This is a genomic window from Nonomuraea sp. NPDC003709, assembly GCF_040610775.1.
Classification (GTDB): domain Bacteria; phylum Actinomycetota; class Actinomycetes; order Streptosporangiales; family Streptosporangiaceae; genus Nonomuraea; species Nonomuraea angiospora_A.
Window position 1 is genome coordinate 19,481 of sequence record NZ_JBEXMW010000040.1, and the last position, 20,648, is coordinate 40,128.

General features: G+C 73.3%; 17 protein-coding genes. 8 read left to right on the forward strand and 9 right to left on the reverse strand.

The features are described from left to right. The first annotated feature begins 13 nt into the window (after positions 1-13). The 4 genes from ABZX61_RS59950 (at position 14) to ABZX61_RS59965 (ending at position 6,427) form a co-directional block, all read left to right on the forward strand. The gene (locus ABZX61_RS59950) at positions 14-1,522 is read left to right on the forward strand and encodes a class I adenylate-forming enzyme family protein (RefSeq protein ID WP_355210713.1); all 1,509 of its coding nucleotides are present in this window, start codon (positions 14-16) and stop codon (positions 1,520-1,522) included. Next, on the forward strand, positions 1,519-3,540 hold the full coding sequence (locus tag ABZX61_RS59955) for an acetate--CoA ligase family protein (RefSeq protein WP_355210715.1): 2,022 nt from the start codon (positions 1,519-1,521) through the stop codon (positions 3,538-3,540). Before ABZX61_RS59950 ends, ABZX61_RS59955 begins: the two co-directional genes overlap by 4 nt. Then, on the forward strand, positions 3,527-4,276 hold the full coding sequence (locus ABZX61_RS59960) for a glucose 1-dehydrogenase (protein ID WP_355210718.1): 750 nt from the start codon (positions 3,527-3,529) through the stop codon (positions 4,274-4,276). The genes ABZX61_RS59955 and ABZX61_RS59960 overlap by 14 nt, the downstream gene beginning before the upstream one ends. A 276-nt stretch (positions 4,277-4,552) precedes the next feature. Then, positions 4,553-6,427: a CHAP domain-containing protein gene (locus ABZX61_RS59965; RefSeq protein WP_355210720.1), complete on the forward strand. Its 1,875-nt coding sequence runs from the start codon at positions 4,553-4,555 to the stop codon at positions 6,425-6,427. 21 nt (positions 6,428-6,448) lie between these two features. Here the strand turns inward: ABZX61_RS59965 and ABZX61_RS59970 are convergent, their stop codons facing one another. From ABZX61_RS59970 to ABZX61_RS59980, 3 genes are read right to left on the reverse strand one after another with little or no spacing between them, the layout of a single operon-like run. After that, positions 6,449-7,270, reverse strand: coding sequence for a TIGR03619 family F420-dependent LLM class oxidoreductase (locus ABZX61_RS59970; protein WP_355210722.1), 822 nt, complete (start codon positions 7,268-7,270; stop codon positions 6,449-6,451). Then, complete coding sequence (locus ABZX61_RS59975) at positions 7,267-8,292, reverse strand: acyl-CoA dehydrogenase family protein (RefSeq protein ID WP_355210725.1); 1,026 nt, start codon at positions 8,290-8,292, stop codon at positions 7,267-7,269. The genes ABZX61_RS59970 and ABZX61_RS59975 overlap by 4 nt, the downstream gene beginning before the upstream one ends. After that, the gene (locus ABZX61_RS59980) at positions 8,289-9,392 is read right to left on the reverse strand and encodes an acyl-CoA dehydrogenase family protein (RefSeq protein ID WP_355210727.1); all 1,104 of its coding nucleotides are present in this window, start codon (positions 9,390-9,392) and stop codon (positions 8,289-8,291) included. Before ABZX61_RS59980 ends, ABZX61_RS59975 begins: the two co-directional genes overlap by 4 nt. 62 nt (positions 9,393-9,454) lie before the next feature. On the opposite strand from ABZX61_RS59980, the gene ABZX61_RS59985 reads away from it, so the two are divergent. Further along, positions 9,455-10,546 (forward strand): helix-turn-helix domain-containing protein, encoded by a 1,092-nt coding sequence (locus ABZX61_RS59985; protein ID WP_355210730.1) that lies wholly within the window; start codon positions 9,455-9,457, stop codon positions 10,544-10,546. Here the strand turns inward: ABZX61_RS59985 and ABZX61_RS59990 are convergent. Next, positions 10,524-11,489: an alpha/beta hydrolase gene (locus ABZX61_RS59990; RefSeq protein ID WP_355210732.1), complete on the reverse strand. Its 966-nt coding sequence runs from the start codon at positions 11,487-11,489 to the stop codon at positions 10,524-10,526. The two genes, ABZX61_RS59985 and ABZX61_RS59990, sit on opposite strands and share 23 nt — an antisense overlap. A gap of 85 nt (positions 11,490-11,574) precedes the next feature. Then, the gene (locus ABZX61_RS59995) at positions 11,575-12,243 is read right to left on the reverse strand and encodes a type 1 glutamine amidotransferase domain-containing protein (protein ID WP_355210735.1); all 669 of its coding nucleotides are present in this window, start codon (positions 12,241-12,243) and stop codon (positions 11,575-11,577) included. A gap of 73 nt (positions 12,244-12,316) precedes the next feature. Between ABZX61_RS59995 and ABZX61_RS60000 the strand changes: the two genes are divergently transcribed. Continuing rightward, positions 12,317-13,198 carry a LysR family transcriptional regulator gene (locus ABZX61_RS60000; RefSeq protein WP_355210738.1) on the forward strand — a complete coding sequence of 294 codons (882 nt, stop codon included), beginning with the start codon at positions 12,317-12,319 and terminating at the stop codon, positions 13,196-13,198. On the opposite strand, the gene ABZX61_RS60005 is transcribed toward ABZX61_RS60000, so the two are convergent. Further along, positions 13,195-13,995 carry a helix-turn-helix transcriptional regulator gene (locus tag ABZX61_RS60005; RefSeq protein ID WP_350724444.1) on the reverse strand — a complete coding sequence of 267 codons (801 nt, stop codon included), beginning with the start codon at positions 13,993-13,995 and terminating at the stop codon, positions 13,195-13,197. The two genes, ABZX61_RS60000 and ABZX61_RS60005, sit on opposite strands and share 4 nt — an antisense overlap. 97 nt (positions 13,996-14,092) lie before the next feature. On the opposite strand from ABZX61_RS60005, the gene ABZX61_RS60010 reads away from it, so the two are divergent. After that, positions 14,093-14,815 (forward strand): dienelactone hydrolase family protein, encoded by a 723-nt coding sequence (locus ABZX61_RS60010; protein WP_355210741.1) that lies wholly within the window; start codon positions 14,093-14,095, stop codon positions 14,813-14,815. Here the strand turns inward: ABZX61_RS60010 and ABZX61_RS60015 are convergent. Genes ABZX61_RS60015 through ABZX61_RS60025 form a run of 3 tightly spaced genes read right to left on the reverse strand, consistent with a single transcriptional unit; the run spans position 14,807 to position 19,286 of the window. Beyond that, positions 14,807-15,547, reverse strand: coding sequence for an ABC transporter ATP-binding protein (locus ABZX61_RS60015; protein ID WP_355210744.1), 741 nt, complete (start codon positions 15,545-15,547; stop codon positions 14,807-14,809). The genes ABZX61_RS60010 and ABZX61_RS60015 overlap by 9 nt on opposite strands. Positions 15,548-15,549: 2 nt before the next feature. Beyond that, positions 15,550-18,150 carry an ATP-binding cassette domain-containing protein gene (locus ABZX61_RS60020; protein ID WP_355210747.1) on the reverse strand — a complete coding sequence of 867 codons (2,601 nt, stop codon included), beginning with the start codon at positions 18,148-18,150 and terminating at the stop codon, positions 15,550-15,552. Next, positions 18,147-19,286 (reverse strand): ABC transporter substrate-binding protein, encoded by a 1,140-nt coding sequence (locus ABZX61_RS60025; RefSeq protein WP_355210749.1) that lies wholly within the window; start codon positions 19,284-19,286, stop codon positions 18,147-18,149. Before ABZX61_RS60025 ends, ABZX61_RS60020 begins: the two co-directional genes overlap by 4 nt. Before the next feature lie 233 nt (positions 19,287-19,519). Between ABZX61_RS60025 and ABZX61_RS60030 the strand changes: the two genes are divergently transcribed. Then, on the forward strand, positions 19,520-20,608 hold the full coding sequence (locus ABZX61_RS60030; RefSeq protein ID WP_355210752.1) for an alcohol dehydrogenase catalytic domain-containing protein: 1,089 nt from the start codon (positions 19,520-19,522) through the stop codon (positions 20,606-20,608). Positions 20,609-20,648: the final 40 nt, after the last annotated feature.

The window sequence follows — 20,648 nt, forward strand, 5'->3', positions numbered from 1 at the left end:
GGAGGCCTCCCCCATGGCGCGATCACCTTACGGCAACTACGGCCACGCGATCCTGACCGCCGGAGCGCTGCGCACGCCCGACCAGGTCGCGCTCACGTACTGCGGCGAGCAGAGCTTCACCTACGACCAGCTCAACAGGAACGTCAACCGCCGCGCCCACGCGCTCCTGGAGAAGGGGATCGGGCCGGGCCGGCGGGTGGCGGCGCTGCTCAACGAGACGCTGCGGGTGGCCGAGGTCTACCTCGCGCAGGCCAAGATCGGGGCGGTGACGGCGGCGCTGAACCCGTACTGGCCGGTGGAGACGCTGCGTGACGTGGTGGCGGCCTCGGGGTGCACGGCGTTCGTGTACGACGCGACGGTCGAGGGCGTGGTCGCGCAGATCAGGGACTCGCTGCCCGGCGTGACCACGTGGATCGACGTGCGGGAGCTCGAAGGCGCCTCCGACGAGGAGCCGCCGATCAGCGGCTGGTACGACGACCCGCTGGCCCTCTACTACACCTCGGGCACGACGGGATTGCCGAAGGCGGTCGTGCACACGCACGCGTCGTCGCTGGCCACGGCGCAGATCTGGCTGGACGTGCCGCGCGGCCCCGACTCGGTGTTCGGGACGGGCGCGATCATCTGGGGCATCGGCTTCCCGGCCATCGTCGGGCCCGCCCTGTACGCCGGGATGCGGCTGGTCCTGGAGCAGGACTGGGGCCCGGCGAACTTCCTGCGCGTCGTCCCCCGCGAACGGGTCACGCATCTCTCGCAGATCCCCTCGTTCTACGCGGCGCTGCTCGCGTCCCCCGAGCACGAGGACGTGGACCTGTCGTCCATCCAGGTGATCATGCTGGGCGGTGAGCCCCTGACCGCGACCATGCTCGAACGGATCAAGGCCAGGCTGCCGCAGGCGGGCGTGTACTCCTACTACGGCCAGACCGAGGCCCCGTACACGTGCATGGGCCGGGTGGACGACGGCACGATCCCGCTCGGCTCCTCCGGCCGTCCCCGCACCGGCAACGCGGTGCGCATCACGGACCCGAACGGCGAGCGCGTGGTCGGCGAGGTGGGCGAGATCAACCTGGCCGGACCGCACCGCATGACCGGCTACGACGGCCTGCCCGAGCGGACGGCCGAGGTGCTGCGCGGCGAGTGGTACGTCGGCGGCGACCTCGGCACGCTCTCCCCCGACGGCGTGCTGCGCGTGCTGGGCAGGCGGGAGGACTCGATACTCAAGGGCGGCGTCTGGACGCAGCCGGTCGTGATCGAGGAGGCGGTCTCGGCGCTGGACGGCGTGGCCGAGGCCGGCGCGGTGGGCGTACCCGAGGGGGCCTCCGAGCAGGAGGTCCTGCTGGCGGTCGTGCCGCGGGCGGGGCACACGCTGGACGCGTCCAAGCTGGCGCTCGCGCTGGCCGACACCCTGCCGGCCCATCAACGGCCCGACCACATCGTGGTGGCCGACGCGCTGCCGCACTCGCAGGACGCCTCCGGCGGCCCCGGCAAGCTGCTGCGCGGGAAGATCCGCGAGCTGCTCGGGTGAGCGCGTACGAGCACGAGGTCAAGGCGCTGCTCAGCACGGCCGGGGTGCCGGTGCCGCGCGGGGTGGTGGTGCACGACCTGGACTTCGACCGGGCCGGGGAGCTGGCCGAACCGCTGGTGCTGAAGGCGTTCGGCCCGGGACTGGTGCACAAGTCGGACGTCGGCGCCGTCGCGCTGGGGCTCTCCAGGGAGGACCTCGCCGCGGCGGCGGCCGGCATGCGGGCCAGGCTGGAGGTCGCGGGTTTCCTCGTCGAGGAGCAGGCCGAGGCCGGCGTGGAGCTGATCGTGGGCCTGGTGCGGGACCCCGGGTTCGGGCCGGTGCTCCTCGCCGGGCTGGGCGGGGTGTGGACGGAGGCGCTGCGCGACACGGCGCTGCGGCTCTGCCCGGTCTCGGAGGAGGACGCGCGGCGCATGCTGGCGTCGCTGCGCGGGTCCTCCGTCCTGTACGGGAGCCGCGGCGGCCCGCCGGTGGACGTGGACGCGGTGGTCAAACTGCTCATGACGGTCGGCGGCCCGGGTGGGCTGTGGGAACGGCTCGAACTGGGCGAGTTCGAGCTGAACCCGGTCATCGCCGGCCCTTCCGGGGTGATCGCGGTCGACGCTCGCTACCTGCCTTCCCCGGGACCCGTGGCGGGCGCGTCCCGCGCGGCGACGGACTTCCTGCCGCTCTTCGAGCCCAAGGCCGTGGCCGTCGTCGGGGCCTCCACGACCAGGCCGAACTTCGGGAACATGTTCCTCGGCTTCTACCGCGCCGCGGGCGTCCCGCTGGTGGCCGTGCATCCGACGGCGGCCGAGGTGGCGGGGGTGCCGGCCGTGCCGTCGCTCGCCGAGGCGGACGTGGACTACGCCCTCGTGGCCGTGCCCGCCGAACGCTGCGCCGACGTGCTGCGGGAGGCGCGCGGGGTGCCGTTCGTGCAGGTGATGAGCGGCGGGTTCGCCGAGACCGGCCGGCCGGACCTGGAGGAGGGGCTGGTCGAGGCGGCGCGGGCGGCGGGCACGCGGCTGCTGGGGCCCAACTGCATGGGCGTGTACAGCCCTCGGGGACGGCAGACGTTCGTCGGGGGCGGGCTCGGGCCCGCCGGGACGGTGGCGCTGATCTCGCAGAGCGGCGGGCTCGCGGGCGAGGTGATCAAGGTCGGGGAGCGGCGCGGGCTGGCGTTCAGCCGGGTCGTCACCGTGGGGAACTCGGCCGACGTGACCCCCGCCGAGCTGCTGCGCTGGCTCGCCCGGGACGAGGAGACGCGGGCCGTCGGGCTGTACCTGGAGGACCCGCGTGACGGGCGCGAGCTGTTCGAGGCGCTGCGCGCCGCGGAGCTGCCGGTGGTGCTGCTGGTCGGCGGGCGGAGCGGGCAGGGGCAGGAGGCGGCCGCGTCCCACACGGGCGGCATGGTGAGCGACCGGCGGGTGTGGGAGGCGGTGGCCGAGCAGGCGGGGGCGGTGCTGGTCGCCGGCCAGGACGATCTGATCGGAGTGCTGGCGTACTTCCAGGCGCACGGCTCGCGCTCAGGCGCCGCCTCTGGCGGCGTGCTGGTGGTGGGGCCGAGCGGGGGCGCGAGCGTGCTGGCGGCGGACGCGTTCGACCTGGCGGGGGTACGGCTGGACCCGCTGCCCCCGGACGCGCTGGAGGCGCTGCGCGGGCTCGGGGTGGTGGCCTCCGGCAACCCGCTCGAAGTGCCGGTCGGGCCCCTGGGCCGGGCCGGGCTCGTGCCCGAGGTGGTCTCCGCGCTGCTGCGGTGCAGGCCGTACGGCGACGTGGTCCTGCACGTGAACGTCCAGGCGTTCTTCACGTACGGGGACGCGGCGGAGCCCCTGTACGCCTACACGCGGGTCGTGGCGCAGGCGCAGGCCGCGCTGCCGGGCACCAGGATCACCCTCGTCACCAGGAACGGCGAGTGCGCGCCTGCGGGCGTCGAGGACGAAGTGAGGCGGATCGCGGCGGAGGCGGGGATCCCCGTCTACCGCTCCATGGAGGCGGCGGCGGTTGCCGTCGCGGCTGGAGGGCGTTATGGGGTTGCTTGAGGGCAAGGTCGCGTTGATCACCGGTGGCGCTCGCGGGATGGGGGCGGCGCACGTGCGGCTGTTCCTTGAGGAGGGGGCGCGGGTGGTGTTCGGTGACGTGCTGGACGAGGAGGGGAAGGCGCTGGCCGAGGAGACGGGGGCCGCGTTCGTCCATCACGACGTGACGAGCGTCGAGGACTGGGAGCGGGCGGTGGCGACGGCCACCGAGCTGCACGGCCGGCTGGACGTACTGGTCAACAACGCCGGGATCCTGAAATTTCGGCGCATCAGCGATATGTCACCCGAGGACTTCGACCGGGTGATCGGCGTCAACCTCAAGGGCACCTGGCTCGGGATCAAGTCGGTGATCGACCCCATGAAGGCGGCCGGGCGGGGCGCCATCGTGAACATCTCCTCGATCGAGGGCTACGTCGGGGCCGAGGGGCTGTCGGCGTACTCGGCGTCGAAGTTCGGGGTGCGCGGGCTGACCAAGTCGGCGGCGCGGGAGCTGGCCCGGTTCAAGATCCGGGTGAACTCGGTGCATCCCGGCGCGATCAACACCTCGATGGCGATGGATCCCGACATGATGAACGAGGTCGACGCCGACGCCTTCGTGAAGTCCATGGTCATCAAGCGCTTCGCCAAGCCGGTGGAGGTGTCCCACGTGGTGGCCTTCCTGGCCTCGGATCGGGCCAGCTACTGCACGGGCAGCGAGTTCACGGTGGACGGCGGGCTGCTCACGGGCGCGGGCTACTGACTCGGGGCAAGCCTCTCACCTGGGACAAGGTAGATCTTTTTGGATTAAACCTCCTTAGCTTGGACATTTCTGGCAGCATCTTTGACCAGCGGGTTCTTGGTCTAGGAAAGCTTGAACGTCTCTTGGTGCTGGCTTGACCTGCCGGGACGGCACGGTAGCCTCGCTCATCACGGAAGACGACAAGCCTCCGGTTTTGTCCCAGTAGTCACAGGGTGTCCCTTTACCCGGGATCTATGCGGACAAACCGGCTTGCCCGGAAGGTGTCCCCATACTTCCATGACGCCAGAGATGCAGAAGTACATCGAGTTGCTGGAGAGCCAGCTCGGGTATGCCGAGAAATCAGGGGCATACACCAAGTTCGGCAACTGGTACGGCAAGAACGTCGAGTTCGACGCCGACTACAGCTCCGCCCCATGGTGCGACATGTACCTCTCGTGGGCCGCGCACAAGCTCGGGTACGAGGACTGGATCGGGCAGTTCGCGTGGACGGTGTCGCACGCGGAGTGGTTCAAGGAGCAGGGGGCGTGGGGCCACAAGCCCAAGCCCGGGGCGTTCGTCTTCTACGACTGGAGCGGCTCGAACAGCATCGACAACATCGACCACGTCGGCATCGTGACGAGGGTCGAGGGTGACACGATCTTCACCATCGAGGGCAACATCGACGGCGGCGTCGCCAAGCGCAAGGAACGTGACACAAGCAAGGTCGTCGGGTACGGCTACCCGGAGCGCATCAAGTCCCGCCTGGACGAGGAGGCGGCCCGGCAGCAGCGCGAGGCCCAGAAGAAGGCCGAGGAGCAGGCCGCCCTGCAGCCGGGGCCGGGCACCGACGTCGGTGCGCTCCAGCAGCTCTCCGGGAACGACCTGCTCACCTCCCTGATCCCCCACAGCGAGATCCAGGAGCCCGCCCGGGCCCCTGAGACCGGAAGCTCCCCCGCGAAGAAGGAGCCTCAGGCCGCTCCCACGCCCGCTTCCCCCAAGGTCGCCACCGGCTCCGCCGCGGACAGCACGACCGCCGAGAGCCCCAAGCAGCCGAAGAAGGCCAAGCACGCCAAGCCGGCGACGGCCGACACCACGGCGGCGACCGCCGAACCGATCCCCACGCACGCGGACGCCTCGGCCACCGGCCCGATGCCGGCCATCTCCTCGCCGGCGCTGGTCGGCTCCGCCCTGGTGGCGGCCCTGGCCCTGCTCGCCGTGGCCAAGACCCGCCGCCTGCGGGCCGCCCCGGTCACCGCTGGGGCCACGACGCCTGGCCCCGCCGCCAACCGCCGCCGTCGCCGCCGCAAGCTCGAGGTCGAGCCGGTCCGTACGAGCCGCCGAACGGCCGCACTCCAGCCGGCCGCGACCCTGGACCCCGTCACGGCCACCGCCGCCCTGGAAGCAGCCGCCCTGGAAGCCTTCCGGCCCGCTGCAGCCCTGGACACCGCCGTACTGGCCCCCGCGGCCCGGGACGCCCTCCAGCCCGCCACCGCCCTGGACGCCCTCCAGCCGGTTACGGCCCTGGAAGCCGTCCAGCCCGCCGCCCGGGCCACCGGACGCCGCAGGCGCCCGCTCGACACGCGCCCCTTCGACCTGGCCACGGACACCGACCCCTTCGACGCCTTCTTCGCCTCCCGCCCGGCCGAGCCCGCCCGGAGCGGGCCGGTCGAGATCCTGGTGGACACCGGGCCGCTGGAGCGCTTCGTGGACACCGGGCCGTTCGAGCGCATCGTCATCCCCCAGGCGACCAGCGCGTTCGACGCCTTCAGCCCGACCGACGGCAGGGGCGACGACGTTTTCGACATCGGCGCCACGTACCAGGGACGTCGCCGCCGCCTCGGGCGCTCTGGCGACGAGCCAGGAACGGCCGACCTCCCGCTGCGCGGCCGCCGGCACCGCCGTCCGGCGCCCACCCAGGGCGTGCACATCGGCGGCGCGCAGCCGTTCGCGCAGGACGCCCCGCTGGCGGGCCGCCGCCACGCCTCCGCCGGGTCACCGCAGCCGCACCGGCGTGAGGACGAGCGCCAGCTGGTCGGCGCGGGCGGCACCGGCAGGGGCGCCTCCAGCCACCCGGCCAGGAGCGGCCCGAGCCAGCCTGGCAGGAGCGCCCCCGGCCAGCCCGGCCGGAGCACGACCGGTCAGCCCCGGAGGCGGGGCCGCCACCGCGCGTGAGCGACCCTCACGAGGCGACCCTCACGAGGCGGCCCCCACCCCGTGGTCGGCGGCGAAGGCGGCCAGCCGGGACACCGCGTCCCGGCTGCGGCTCCAGGGCCGTACGATCAGCCGGTCCACGCCCAGCGCCGCCCAGGCGGGCACCTCGTCGGGCGAGGCCAGCGCGTACGCGTGCGCGGTCACCGGCACCCCCGCCCCCAGCCGGTCGAGCTGCGGCTTGATGGACTCGAGGGTGTGCGGCATGCTGATCCACCCGTCGCACAGCCGGGCGGCCCGGCGCAGCGCGGCGGCCGACTCCCCGCCCGCGAGCACCGGCAGCCGCCGCTGCACCGGCTTGGGCTCGAACGCGACCTCGGGGAACGAGTAGAACCTCCCGGAATGGGTGACCACCGGCTCGCTCCAGAGCCGCCTGACCACCTCGATCGCCTCGTCCAGCCGGGCTCCCCGGGTGCGGAACTCGACGCCGGCCGCCTCCCACTCGCCCCGGTACCAGCCGGCGCCGACCCCGCAGATCGCCCGTCCCGACGAGACCACGTCCAGGGTGGCGAACGCGCGGGCGGACACGAAGGGGTGGCGCAGCGCGAGGAGCTGCACCGCCGTGCCGAGCCGGACGCGGGAGGTCAAGGCGGCGAGCCAGCACAGGTACGCGGGCGCGTCGAACAGCGGCGTGCCGGGCTTGATCCCCGGGTCGGACGTGCCCGGGTAATGGGCGAGCGACAGGTCGGTGGCGAAGACGAGGTGCTCGGGCAGCCACACCGACTCGAACCCCAGCTCGTCCGCCGCCACCGCCACGTCCTTCCACGCGTCCGGATGCACCAGTCCGAGCGGCACTCCGAACTTCATGGCCACCTCCGCAGGTCGCCGCCCAGGAGGGCGGTTCGGACGCGTCCCCGGTGCGCCGCCGTGGTGCCGTACGCGGCCGACAGCGACCAGGCCCGCGCGAGCCAGAACCGCAGGTCCAGCTCCTCGGTGTAGCCGATCGCCCCGTGCACCTGCAGCGCCACCCGGGCCGCCAGCACGGCGGCCTCACCGGCGGCGGCCTTGGCGGCGCTCACATCCCGGTCTGTGGCCCCGCCGGCCCGATCCACGGTCCCGACGTCCCGGTCAGCGATCCCGCCGGCCCGATCCGCCCTCTCGGCCATCCGGTCCACCGAGAGGGCCGCCCGGTGCACCAGCGGCGCGGCGAACTCCACCGCCACGGCCGCGTCGGCGAGCTGGTGCTTGACCGCCTGGAACGACCCGATCGCCGCGCCGAACTGCGTCCGCACCCGCGCGTACGCGACGGTGACCGCGAGCAGCTCCCTGGCGACCCCGATGAGCTGCGCCGCCGTCGCCACCGCGGCCCGCCGCAGCACCCGTTCGACCGGGCCGCCCAGTTCCTCGGACTCGTCGAAGGCCACCTCGAACACGGGACGGCACGGGTCCGCCCCGGTCCTGGGCACCAGGCGTACCGACTCCCTGGCGACCAGGCGCCACCCGTCGTCCCGCGCCACCAGCAGCAGGTCGGCCAGGTCGGCGTCCGGCGCGTACGCCTGCCCCGGCGGCAGCACGGCGACGCACAGCGCGCCGGAGGCCAGCTTGGGGTTGTCCGGCAGCAGGTACGGCGCCACCACGGCGGTCTCGACGACCGGCCCCGGAAGGCACGCCCGCCCGGTCTCCTCCAGCGCGGGCAGGACGTCGGCCAGCCCGAGCCCCAGCCCGTCGGACTCGGGAGGCGCCAGCAGGCCGAAGAACCCCAGCGCGGCCAGCTGCTCCCAGGCCGGCCGCCGCTCGGACCGCAGCGCGGCCGGTGGGCAGTGCGCCCGCAGCACGTCCCGCACAGTGGCGGCCAGCGCGAGCTGCTCGTCCGTGAATCCGAAGTTCATCGTGGCAGCCCCAGGACCCGTTCGGCGATGATGTTGCGCTGGATCTCGTTCGTGCCCGCGTAGATGGGCCCGGCCAGCGAGAACAGGAACCCGTCCAGCCAGCCCTCCTCCCCCGCCCGGTCCCCGAGCAGTTCCATGGCCAGGGCGTGCATGCGCAGGTCCAGCTCGGACCAGAAGACCTTCCCCATGCTGGACGCGGAGCCGATCTCCTCCCCCGCCATGAGCCGCCGCGCCGTCGCGAACGTGTGCAGCCGGTACGCCTCCGCCTCGGTCCAGCACCTGGCGGCCCGGTCGGCCGCCACGGGGTCGCCCGAGGAGCGGGCCAGCGCGACCAGCCGGTCGGCCGTGGCCAGGAAGCGGCCGGGGCTGCGCAGGGTGAGGCCGCGTTCGGAGGACGTGGTGGCCATCGCGACCCGCCAGCCCTCGCCGACCTCGCCGAGCACCATCGAATCGGGCGTGAACACCCCGTCGAAGTGCAGCTCCGCGAACCCCGGCAGCCCGTCGAGCTGCGCGATCGGCCGCACGGCGACGTCGGAGAGGGGGAAGAGGAAGTACGTCAGCCCCTTGTGCCGCGTCCCCGACGTGCGGAACAGGCCGAACCCGTGCGTGGCGTAGGCGGCCCGCGAGCTCCACGTCTTGTGCCCGTACAGGCGCCAGCCGCCGGGCACGCGCTCGGCGCGGGAGGTGAGGGCCGCCAGGTCGCTGCCCGCCTCCGGCTCCGACCAGGCCTGCGCCCACACGTCGTCGCCTCTGGCCATCCTCGGCAGCCACCGTCTGCGCTGCTCAGGCGCGCCGAAACGCATCAGCGAGGGGCCCAGCAGGAAGATGCCGTTCTGGGTGACCCGGGCGGGGGCTCCGGCGGCCCAGTACTCCTCCTCGAAGATCAGCCATTCGATCAGGGAGGCGCCGCGCCCGCCGTACTCCTCGGGCCAGGAGACGACGGACAGCCGCGCGTCCGCCAGCAGCGCCTCCCAGGCGCGGTGCGCGGCGAAGCCCTCGGGGGTGTCCATGGACGGCAGCGGTCCCGGCACGTGCGCGCGCAGCCAGTCGCGAACCTCGGCGCGGAAGCCCTGCTCGGCCGGGGAGAAGTCGAGATCCACATAACCAACCTAGCGCACGCTTGGTAACCCGAACAGCCGTTTACGGACATAGTCTGTTGGCCATGCAGGGACTGCTGCTGAAGCTGTCCACGCTCGACGCCGACGCGGAGAGCGCGGTGCGGGTGATCGCCTACTTCGACTCGCTGCTTCGCGACCACGTGAGCGTGCCCACGCTGCTCTCGGCCACGGCGCGGCTGGCGCAATGCCCGGTCGGGCTGCTCGACGCGGCCACCGGCCGCCGCACCCGCACGTCGCCCCGCGGCGCCGTGGACACGCCCGCCGAGGCCCCGGCCCAGGTCAGGGAGCTGAGCGACGGGCTCGGGGCGGTCTGGATGGAGCGTGAGGGGCCGGCGCACGGGCTCGACGAGATCGTCCTCGAACGGTACGCGGTGGCGGCCGAGGTCACCCTGGAACGCGCGGCCGCGCTGGCGCGCTCGGGGCAGGACCCCGCGCTGGTGGAGCTGGTGCTGTCGGCCGAGACCGGCGAGGCCGAACGCGCCCGGGCCCTGCGCCTGCTCGGCTTCGCCCCCTCCACCCCGCTCCAGGCGCTGGCGATCGCCCTGCCGGACCGGGGGCCGGACCGGGGGCCGGACCGGGGGCCGGACCGGGGGCCGGACCGGGAACTCGCCGCCGGCCTGCGCGCCATGGGCCACCAGGTGCGTGCCGCCAGGATCGGCGACACGGAAGCGGTCCTGGTGGCGACCACCCTGCCCCGCGACCTTCCCGAAGGGTCGCGGGTGGGCATCGGGCCCGAGCTGCCGGGCGCGCGGGCGGCCGAGTCATGGGCCGGCGCGCGGACGGCGCTCCGCTTCACCGGCCCGCACGATCGCGTGATGCGCTGGTCCGAGCTGGGGGCCCTGGCGCTGTTCGCCGACCTGCCGGAGCCGGCGGTCGCGGGGCTGGCCGACGTCCGGGCGATGGAGCGGCTCGGCGAGGAGTCCCTGGCGGCGGTGCGGGCGCTGTGCCTGGCGGGCTCGGTCCGCGGCGCGGCCGCCACCGTGCACCTGCACCACAGCTCGATGGCCGCGCGCATCGCCAGGGCCGAGTCCGTGCTGGGCTTCTCGCTCGCCGACGCGGCCGGTCGCCTGCGTGCCCACCTGGCCCTCGCCCTGGTACGGCTGCGCGCCAACCTCAGACCGCGAACGCCCGCCTGAGCGCCGCCAGCCGGGCCGCCCGCGCCCGCTTGGACAGCTCGGCGTCCGGGACCATGCCGTCGAACCCGTGGAAGGCCCCCGGGTAGAGGTGGAGCTCGGTGGACACGCCCGCCTGCGACAGCCGCAGCGCGTAGTCGACGTCCTCGTCCCTGAACACCTCCAGCTCACCGACGTCGATGAACGCCGGCGGCAGCCCGGCCAGGTCCGTGGCCCGGGCGGGAGCCGCGTACGGGGGCACGTCGTCGGTGCCGATCCGGTCGCCCAGCAGGGCGGTCCAGCCGAAGAGGTTCGCGCTGCGGTCCCAGACCACCGCCTCGGTGAACTCGTGGCTGGACGGGGTGATGTTGCGGTCGTCCAGCATCGGGCACACGAGCAGCTGGAACGCCACGTCGGGGCCTCCCCGATCGCGGGCCAGCAGCACGGTGGCGGCGGCGAGCCCGCCGCCCGCGCTGGCGCCGCCGACCACGATCCTGGCCGGGTCGATGCCCAGCTCGCCCGCCGCCTTGGCGGTCCACACCAGCCCGGCGTAGCAGTCCTCGACCGGCGCGGGATGGGGGTTCTCGGGCGCCAGCCGGTAGTCGACGGAGACCGCCACGCACCCGAGCTCCTCGACGTAGCCGATCATCATCGCCTCGTCGATCTCGGGCGTGCCGATGATCATCCCTCCGCCGTGGATCCAGTACAGACCCGGGCGTCCCTCACCGCCGCCCGCCGGGCGGTAGATCCGTACCCGGACGTCGGGAGCGCCGTCGGGCCCCGGCACGTGCCGGTCCTCGATCACCACGTCGCTGTCGGCCGGCGGCGCGGCGGCGAGGAACGCGTTAATCTGCGCACGGTGCCCGGGCAGTTCCTCGGGCGTCAGGTTCGCCATGTCGAACGTCGGGAGCGGAGTCTGCTCGAGAAAGGCGCGAATCTCTGGGTCGAGGTTGGGGTGGAATGCCATCTGATATCCCTTCTATGGGGCTACTCCTCGATGGTCAGAGCCCGCGCCGTGGCAGACAACCGCCATCCGGCGGCGATTCCGCTCCTCAGTCCCGCCGTTCGGCGAGGACGTCGAGGACGCGCTCCGCGAGGGGCGCGGCGCTGGCCGGGTTCTGGCCGGTGGCGAGCCTGCCGTCCACGACGACCTGAGCCTGCCAGTTGGCGCCCGGCTCGTGCTCGGCGCCACGCTCCACCAGTTTGTCAGCCAGCAGGAACGGCACCACGTCGGCCACGCCGCGCAGCCGCTCCTCCTCGTTGGTGAAGGCCGCCACCCGCTTGCCCGCCACCAGGTACGAGCCGTCGGAGAGGGTCAGGTTCACCAGCGCGGACGGGCCGTGGCAGACCGCCGCGACCACGCCGCCCCGCTCGTACACCTCGCGCCCGACGCGGATGACGTCCGGGTCGTCGGGGAAGTCCCACATGGTGCCGTGGCCTCCGGCGTAGAGCACGGCGTCGTAACGGGAGGCGTCGACGTCCGCGAGGCGGTCGGTGTCGCGCTCCCCGATCGCGGCGAGGAAGGCCACCTGGGTCTGGTCGCCGGCGTCGAACCCGTCCTGGGGCGGCTGCCCGCCCCGCACGCTGGCGACGTCCACCTCGTAGCCGGCCTTGCGGAAGATCTCCCAGGGGTGGGCCGCCTCCGGCACGTAGTATCCGGTCCGCTCGACGCCGCCGAGGTCGTCATGGCTGGTCAGGGCGATGAGAATGCGCTTGTTCATGTCTCACATCGTCGCCCCGGCCCGCCATAAGTAACAAATAACGAAATATCGTCTTAGGTATCAGAATAGTGATATGTCGCCAATCTCGCTCGACCTGCTGCGGACGTTCCTCGCGGTGCACAGGACCGGCTCCATCACGGCCGCCGCGCAGACCCTCGGCCTGTCGCAGCCGGCCGTGACGGCGCAGGTCAAGACGCTGGAGTCGGTGCTGGACCGGCCGCTGTTCGACCGGCTGCCGCGCGGGGTGGCGCCCACGCCGGCCGCCGACGAGCTGGCCCGCCGGGTGGCCCCCTCGCTCGACGCCCTGGACGGGGTGGTGGAGTCGGAGCTGCCCTCGGACGCGGCCGTGCACCTGGGCGGGCCCGCCGAGTTCCTGTGCGAGGAGGTGATGCCGATGCTGGCCCCGCTGGTGCGCTCCGGGCTGCGGCTCCGCACGACGCTCGGGCTGTCCGACGACCTCCTGGCGGACCTCGCGGCCGGGCGCCTGGACCTGGTGATCTCCACGATCCGGCCCCGGGTGCGCGGCGTGCAGGCGGACCCCCTCTACGACGAGGAGTTCCTGCTGGTCGCCGCCCCGTCCCTGGGGCTCGCCGGGGTGGGACCGAGGGAGCTGGCGGCGGTGCCGCTGGTGGCCTACGCCGAGGACCTGCCCATCGTGCGCCGCTACTGGCGCTCCGTGTTCGGCAGGCGGCCCGCGATGGCGGCGCAGGTCGTCATCCCGGACCTGCGCGGCGTGCTCAGCGCCGTCCGGGCCGGGATGGGCGTCTCCGTGCTGCCCGCCTACCTGTGCCGCCGCGACCTGGCGGCGGGCACGCTCGTCACGCTGGCCGAGCCCGACGAGGCCCCGATCAACACCGGCTACCTGGCCGTCCGCTCGGGCGCGCTGGCCAAGCCCGCGGTGGCCGCGGTACGCGCGCACCTCATCGAGGCATTCCGCGCCTCCCCCACCTACTAAGCGGACCAGGAGGCCAGCAGCCGTAGCGACTCCTCGTTGGCGCCGCCCGGCTCGGGGTGGAGCAGGCTCAGCCGCTGCCCCGACCCGCCCGGCAGGTCGAACGTCTCGTACCGCAGCGCCAGCTCACCCACCACCGGATGCGTGAAGCGCTTGACCCCGTTGGTGCGCTCCTTGACGACGCGCCCGGCCCAGAGGGTGCGGAACCGATGGCTGTGCACCGACAGCTCGCCGATCAGGGCGGTCAGCGCCGGGTCGTCGGCGTGGCGGCCGGTGGCCAGGCGGAGCTGCCCGACTGTCGCCCGGAGCACCTCCTCGCGGTCGGCGTACAGGTCGGGCTCGGCGAGGAAGTTGTACCTGGCCAGGTTGGCGCCGGGGCGGCAGAGGCCGGGGAAGAGCGCGTCGGCCAGCCGGTTCCAGGCGAGCAGGTCGAGGCGGTGGTCGAAGATCATGGCCGGGATGTCCGTCATGCGGTCGATGAGCTCCACCAGCTCCCGCCGCACCCCGCCGGACGGCCGCGGCCTGCGGGGACGCGGCGCGGCCAGGTCGAACAGGTGCGTCCGCTCGGCCTCGCTCAGGTCCAGCGCCCTGGCCAGCGAGTCCATCACGGACGCGGACGGCTGGGCGGTACGGCCCTGTTCGAGGCGTACGAGGTATTCGACGCTGATGCCCGCCAGCTCGGCCAGCTCCTCGCGGCGCAGCCCGCGCACCCGCCTGCGCGGCCCGCTCGCCAGGCCCACGTCCTCGGGCGTGACCTCGTTCCTGCGGGCCTGGAGAAATGCCCCGAGTTCCCGGTTCATGGGTACAAGTCTGCCCGTGGATGGCCCTGCCGGGACACGCCGAACCTGCCACTCCGAGTACCTGGATAGCCGGAATCACGGCGGGCATGCTGACCTCATGTGCCATTCCACCGACAGCAGGCCGCCCGCACCGCCGATCCAGGGCGAGGTGGCCTCTCACGAGCAGATAGAGCTGACGGCCGCCGACGGCAACCGGCTGCTCGCCTACCGGGCCGAGCCCGCCGAGCCGAACGGCCGCAGCGTGGTGATCCTGCCCGACGTGCGCGGGCTGCACCCGTACTACCGAGACCTCGCGGTGCGCTTCGCCGAGGCGGGCTTCCGCACGATCGCGATCGACTACTTCGGCCGCACGGCGGGTCTCGGCGAGCGGGACGACGACTTCGACTTCATGAAGCACGTCGGGCAGCTCAAGGCCGAGCACGTCAGGGCCGACGCCCGGGCGGCCACCGAGCAGCTCGACGGCCCGGTCTTCACGGTCGGCTTCTGCATGGGCGGCGCCCACTCGTGGCGGCAGGCGTACGAGGGGAACGGCCTGGCGGGCGGCATCGGCTTCTACGGCGCGCTGCGCGCCATCGAGGAGCCGGCGACCGGGCCCGGCGCGCCCCTCCTGATGCTGCTCGCGGGCGCGGACACGGCGACCACGCCCGAGCAGTTCGAGACGTTCGAGGCCGCGCTCGACCGGGTGGGCACGGAGCACGAGAAGATCGTCTACGAGGGCGCGCCGCACTCGTACTTCGACCGCACGTACGCCGAGTGGGAGGACGCGTGCCAGGACTCCTGGCGCCGCATCCTGTCGTTCACCGAGCGCCACTCAGCCTAGGTAGGCGGCCCTGACGACCGGGTCCTCCCGGATCTCGCCCGGCGCGCCGGCGGCGATCACCTTGCCGAGGTCCAGCACGACGATCCGGTCGCAGGTGTCCATGACGAAGCCCATGTCGTGCTCGACCAGCAGCACGGTCGTGTCCAGGGCCTTGACGACCTCTCCCAGGCGTGCGGTCTGGGAGGCGTCCAGGCCCGAGGTGGGCTCGTCCAGCAGCAGGAGACGGGGCCGGTCGGCCAGGGCCCTGGCCAGCTCGACGAGCCGGCGCTGCCCGACGGGGAGCGCGGCGGCGTACGCGTCGCGCAGCGGGGTGAGCCCGCACAGCTCCAGCACCTCGGCCACGCGCTCGCCGCGTTCCCGCTCCAGCCGCCGGCGGGCGGGCCAGCCGACCAGGTCGGCGGCGAGCCCGCCACCGCCGCCGTGCCAGTCGAGCGCGGCCAGCACGTTGCCGGCCACGGTGAGCCGGCCGAAGACCTGGGTCCGCTGGAACGTGCGCCGCACCCCGGCCCTGGCCCGCCTGACCGGGGACACCCCGGTCAGGTCCCGGCCCGCCACGCTGACCCGGCCCTCGCTCGGCCGGCGCAGCCCCGACACCACGTCGAACAGCGTCGTCTTCCCGGCCCCGTTCGGCCCGATCACGCCGCACACCTGACCCGCCGCGACCTCGAACGACACCTGGTCCAGCGCCCTGACCCCGCCGAACGCCACCGACACGCTATCCACGGCCAGCATGTTCACCGCACCCCCAGGTAGGCGGCGGTCAGCCGCTCGCTGTCCACTTCCGAGCGCGGCCCTGCCCACGTGACGCGCCCCAGCCGCATGAACGCCACCCGGTCGGCGAGGGCCAGCGCCTCCGTGGCCTTCTCCTCGACCAGCAGCAGCGCCACGCCGCGAGAACGCAGCTCGGCGAACACGTCGAACACCTGCCGCACCATCATCGGCGCCAGCCCCAGCGACGGCTCGTCGGCGATGAGCACCCGTGGCGGCCGCACCAGCGCGGGCGCGAGCGTGAGCAGTTGCTGCTCGCCACCGGACAGGGCGCCGGCGAGCACGGTACGGCGCTCGGCGAGCTGCGGCAGGCGCTCGTAGACGGGGCCCGGATCGGGCAGCCAGGTCCGCAGGTTCTCCTCCACCGTGAGCCCGGGGAACACGCCCCGGCCCTCGGGCGCGAGCAGGATGCCCGCGCGGGCCCTGCGGTGCGCGGGCCAGGCGGTGACGTCCTCGCCGTCCAGCAGGATCCGGCCGCTGGTGACGGCCAGGTCGCCGGCGGCCACCGCGCAGGCCGTGGACTTGCCCGCCCCGTTGGCCCCGAGCAGCGCGACCACCTCGCCGGGCCGGACGGCCAGGTCCACGCCGCGCAGCACCGTGCTGTCCGCGTAACCGGCGACCACGCCCTCCAGCCTGAACAGCGGCCCTTCCACCTGCACGGGCGGCGGCATCGGGACCGGCTCCGCCGGGGTGCGGCGGCGGTGGCGCAGCTCGGCGAGCTGGGTGAGCACCCCGTCGGGGTGCTTGGCCAGGATCACGCCGCCGGCTCCGAACAGGATGGCCCCGACGTGCGCGGACACGCCCCAGGTGGCGAGCAGTTCGGGCACGGCCACCGCGATCAGGCCGCCGAGCACCGCGCCGCCGACGCGGCGCACGCCCTGGAGCACCACCACGGCCAGCCACACGAACCCGGAGAATGCCGGCAGGTCGGTGGCGGTGATCGAGCCCTTGGAGACGGCGAACAGCACCCCGCCCAGCCCGGCGATCGCCGACGCCAGCGCGAACAGCATGATCTTGGTACGGGGCGCCGACAGCCCGGACGTCGTCGCGGCGGCGGGGGCCGACCTGACCGCGAGGATCGCCCGCCCGGAGGCCGACCTTTCGAGGTTCCGTACGAGCAGGGCGACCGCCCCGATCAGCACGAGCAGCACCACCACTCGCACCCGGGGATCCGAGGTGTCCGCGAAGCCGAGCCCCAGAGCGGGCACCGGCCACCCGATGGTCCCGTTGCTGAACGCGTCCACCTGGAACAGCACCTGGTCGGCCAGCAGCGCCATGGCCAGCGTGGCCAGCGTCAGCACCCGCCCGCCCAGCCGCAGCGCGGGCAGCGCCACCAGCATCCCCACGGCGGCGGCCGCCAGCACGCCCAGCACGATCGCCACGAAGAACGGCAGCCCGGACGAGAACGCCCATCCGCAGGTCAGCGCCGCCATCGAGGCGAAGGCGGCCTGGGCCAGGTTGACCATGCCGCCGATCCCGGTCACCACCACGAACGAGCAGAAGATCAACGCCAGCACCAGCCCCTGCGCGGCCACGCCCACGTAGTACTCGGACGCGAGGAAGGTGAACCCGAGCAGCGCGGCCAGGGCGAGCGCCCACGGCATCCTGCGGCGCCACGGCGGCAGCCCCGCCAGGTGGTCGGGCGGGGGCGCGTCCTCGGCCGCGCTGCCCGCGACCCGCTCGCGCGACCTGTTCAGCAGGACGAGCCCGGCGAACAGCAGGATCACCGGCACGGCCGTGCGCAGCCCGGTGACCTCTTCGAGGAAGTCGGTGTATCCGGCGACCAGGTTCTGGACCACGCCGAGCGCGAGCCCGGCCGCGAACGTCCACGGGATCGAGCGCAGCCGCCCGAACACCGCCGCCGTCGCCGAGGCGAACAGCAGCACCGTGTACGCCGTCGCGTCCAGCCCCAGCACGGACACGGCCAGCACCCCGGCGAGCCCGGCGAGTCCCGAGCCGAGCATCCAGGCCAGCGCCGAGGTGGCGTCCGCGTCGATGCCCCGGAGCGTGGCCAGGCGCCGCCGGTCCACGGCGGCCCGCATGCGCAGCCCGTACGAGGAGTGCCGCATGAACGCCCACAGCCCGGCCGCCGCCACCGCCGAGAAGCCGAACGTGATGAGCTGGTCGGTGTCCAGCCGGGCCCCGAGCACCTCGAAGGAGAGCGCCGGATGCGGGCCGACGCCGCGCGGCAGCGAGGTCGCGTCCGCGCTCGGCAGCCCGGCCAGGTCCACGACCAGCAGGCCCAGCGCGGGCAGCGCGATCGTCAGCCCGATCGTGGCGACGATCTGCGCGGTCTCGCCCGCCTGCGCGAGCCCGCCGAACATGGTCCTGTGCAGCACGTATCCGAGCGCGGGCGCGAACAGCGCCACCGACACCAGGGCCGACAGCCACGCGGGCAGCCCGGCCGCCTGGTTGAGCTCGTAGAACAGCAGGGCGGACAGGAATCCGACGGCGCCGTGGGCGAAGTTGAACACCCCGGTCGCCGCGTACGACAGCGTCAGGCCCGACCCCATGACGGCGAAGATCGCCCCGGTGACCAGGCCGCTGAGCACGTATCCCAGGATCATTTGAGCGGCACGTTGTCGAAGCACTTCATGCTCTTGGCCACCTGGAAGGCGCCTTTATCCAGCTTGACCAGCGCGCCGCAGCCGTTCGGCTCGCTGTGGTCCTTGGGGTACTGGATCCTGCCGAACCCGGCGTTCTCGTAGAGGTAGTCGCCGTTGCCGACGGCCAGGAACTTCTCGCGGGTGAGGTCCTTGCCGGCCTTGCCGAGCATGTCGAGGAAGATGTCGGCGGCCCAGTAGCCGATCGCCATGTGCTGGGTGGGCACGGCGCCCGGCGCGACCTTCTCGACGTCCTGCTTGAACCGGGCGATCTCGGGGGCGGTGGACTCGAACGGCTCGAACATCGGCGCCGCGATCACGCCCTCCAGGGCCTGCGCGCTGGCCTGGTCCTTGAGGATGGCGGCGTCGTAGCTGGTCGCGTCGGTGAGCACGCCCTTGTAGCCGGCCCGCTTGAGCGCCGAATAGAGGCCGACGTTGAACTTGGTGCCCGCGATCACGGAGACCACGACGTCGGGGGCCTTGCCGCCGTTCGAGGTCATGATCTTGTTGACGTACGGGAGCCAGTCAGGGGGTGGCGCGGCGGCCGGGAGGCCGGAGTTCACGCCGACCAGCTTGAATCCGGCGGCGGTGAACGACTGGGAGATGGTGGTGCCGCCGTACTTGCTGCCGCTGGAGTCGGAAGTCTGGACGTACACGCTCTTGCCCTCGGCGCCGCCGAGCAGGTCGGCCAGTTGCCGGCCCCACCACGTCTGGGAGCCCGCCCCCTGCTTGGGCGCCAGGCAGCCGTTGTAGCCGAAGCCGGTTTTCGTGCCGCACCACTGTGGGCCCGTCGCCCAGCCGAACCAGGGCACGCCCTGCTGCTCGAGGAAGGCGGCGCCGCCGAAGTTCGGGGCGTGCACGGGGACGAGGGCGAAGACCTGGTCCTTCTGCACGAGCTTCTTGGCGGCCGCGTCGCCCTTGGCCGCGTCCTGGCCGTCGTCCTCCGCCCCGATGAACTCGATCTTCCGCCCGTTCACGCCGCCCTCGGCGTTGGCCCGCTCGAACCTGGCCTTCGCCCCGATCTCGGCGTCCTTCGTCGAGTAGCCGCTGGCGCTCGTCTTGGTCAGCACGCCGCCGACCTTGACCGTCGTGTCGGTCACGCCGGGCGCCGCCGAGCCGACCGGGCTCTTCTGCTGGGCCGCGCACCCGGAGACGAGCAGTGTTGTTACCGTGAGTGCCGCCGCGACCCGCCGTACCATCCTGGCCTCCCGCGATTTGGCCTAGCGCTCGCTTGGTTTTGCGCCGAGCGTAAATTCGCCCAGGAAGGGTGTCAACCGGAGGTGACCGAGCAACCGCTTGCTCGCAATCGCGAGACCGGGTTACCGTGTGGCGCATGCTGATGCGCGCGGCCGTCCTGACCGGCTTCCACGCCCCCATGGAGATCCGCGAGGTGGAGATCGCCGACCCGGGTCCGAGCGAGGTCCGCGTGCAGATCAAGGCGTCGGGCGTGTGCGGCTCCGACCTCAAGGCCATCGACGGCAAGAGCCCGGTGGTCGGCAAACTGCCGTTCATCCTCGGGCACGAGAGCGCCGGAGTGGTGGAGAGCGTCGGCGCGGGCGTCACCGGCGTCCGGCCCGGCGACCACGTCATCGTCTCGATGAACGGCCCCTGCGGGCGGTGCCGCCACTGCGGGGCGGGCCGGTTCCACCTGTGCTCGGGCCCCGCCAGGCTGCAGACGATCATGGGTGGCGCGCCCAGGATCACCCTGGACGGGCAGGAGACGCGCCGGTTCATCGGCATCGGCTCGTTCGCCGAGTACGCGGTCGTCGCCGAGGCCATGTGCGTGAAAATCGCGAAAAACGCGCCTCTGGATGCCATGTGCCTGCTGGCCTGCGGGGTCGTCACCGGCGTGGGCGCGGTCATGAACGTCGCCGAGGTCCCGCCCGGCGCGAGCGTCCTCGTCGTCGGCTGCGGCGGCGTCGGTCTCAACGTCATCCAGGGCGCGGTGCTGGCGGGCGCCACCACGATCATCGCCGCCGACGTGGCCGAGCAGAAGCTCAAGCTGGCCGAGCGCTTCGGCGCCACCCACACGCTCGTGGCCGACGACCTGCCACGGCAGGTGGACGAGCTGGTGAAGGGCGGCGTCGACTACGCCTTCGACGCGACAGGCGCACCCGGCGTCCTGTCCAAGGCCTTCGCCGCGACCCGGTCCGGCGGCACCACGGTCATGGTCGGCAGCCCGCCCCAGGGCCAGGCCGTGGAGGTGGACCCCGGGCTGCTGTTCGCCTCCCGTCGCCTCATGGGCACCCAGGGCGGCGACGCCGCACCCCACCGCGACCTGCCCATGCTGGCCGAGCAGTACCTGCGGGGCCGCCTCGACCTCGACGGCCTCATCTCCGAGCGCCTGCCGCTCGACCGGATCAACGACGCCGTGGCCCACGTACGGGAGGGCTCGGTGGCGCGTACCGTCATCACCTTCTGAAATACGAACACCCGGCGTCACCGCACTCTTACCCTGTGTG

Coding starts and splice junctions, on each gene's coding strand:
- ABZX61_RS59990 (WP_355210732.1), bottom strand. CDS start 11,489: ATGGCATTCCACCCCAACCTCGACCCAGAGATTCGCGCCTTTCTCGAG.
- ABZX61_RS59950 (WP_355210713.1), top strand. CDS start 14: ATGGCGCGATCACCTTACGGCAACTACGGCCACGCGATCCTGACCGCC.
- ABZX61_RS59960 (WP_355210718.1), top strand. CDS start 3,527: ATGGGGTTGCTTGAGGGCAAGGTCGCGTTGATCACCGGTGGCGCTCGC.
- ABZX61_RS60005 (WP_350724444.1), bottom strand. CDS start 13,995: ATGAACCGGGAACTCGGGGCATTTCTCCAGGCCCGCAGGAACGAGGTC.
- ABZX61_RS59995 (WP_355210735.1), bottom strand. CDS start 12,243: ATGAACAAGCGCATTCTCATCGCCCTGACCAGCCATGACGACCTCGGC.
- ABZX61_RS60015 (WP_355210744.1), bottom strand. CDS start 15,547: ATGCTGGCCGTGGATAGCGTGTCGGTGGCGTTCGGCGGGGTCAGGGCG.
- ABZX61_RS59970 (WP_355210722.1), bottom strand. CDS start 7,270: ATGAAGTTCGGAGTGCCGCTCGGACTGGTGCATCCGGACGCGTGGAAG.
- ABZX61_RS59965 (WP_355210720.1), top strand. CDS start 4,553: ATGACGCCAGAGATGCAGAAGTACATCGAGTTGCTGGAGAGCCAGCTC.
- ABZX61_RS60010 (WP_355210741.1), top strand. CDS start 14,093: ATGTGCCATTCCACCGACAGCAGGCCGCCCGCACCGCCGATCCAGGGC.
- ABZX61_RS60030 (WP_355210752.1), top strand. CDS start 19,520: ATGCTGATGCGCGCGGCCGTCCTGACCGGCTTCCACGCCCCCATGGAG.
- ABZX61_RS60000 (WP_355210738.1), top strand. CDS start 12,317: ATGTCGCCAATCTCGCTCGACCTGCTGCGGACGTTCCTCGCGGTGCAC.
- ABZX61_RS59975 (WP_355210725.1), bottom strand. CDS start 8,292: ATGAACTTCGGATTCACGGACGAGCAGCTCGCGCTGGCCGCCACTGTG.
- ABZX61_RS60020 (WP_355210747.1), bottom strand. CDS start 18,150: ATGATCCTGGGATACGTGCTCAGCGGCCTGGTCACCGGGGCGATCTTC.
- ABZX61_RS59985 (WP_355210730.1), top strand. CDS start 9,455: ATGCAGGGACTGCTGCTGAAGCTGTCCACGCTCGACGCCGACGCGGAG.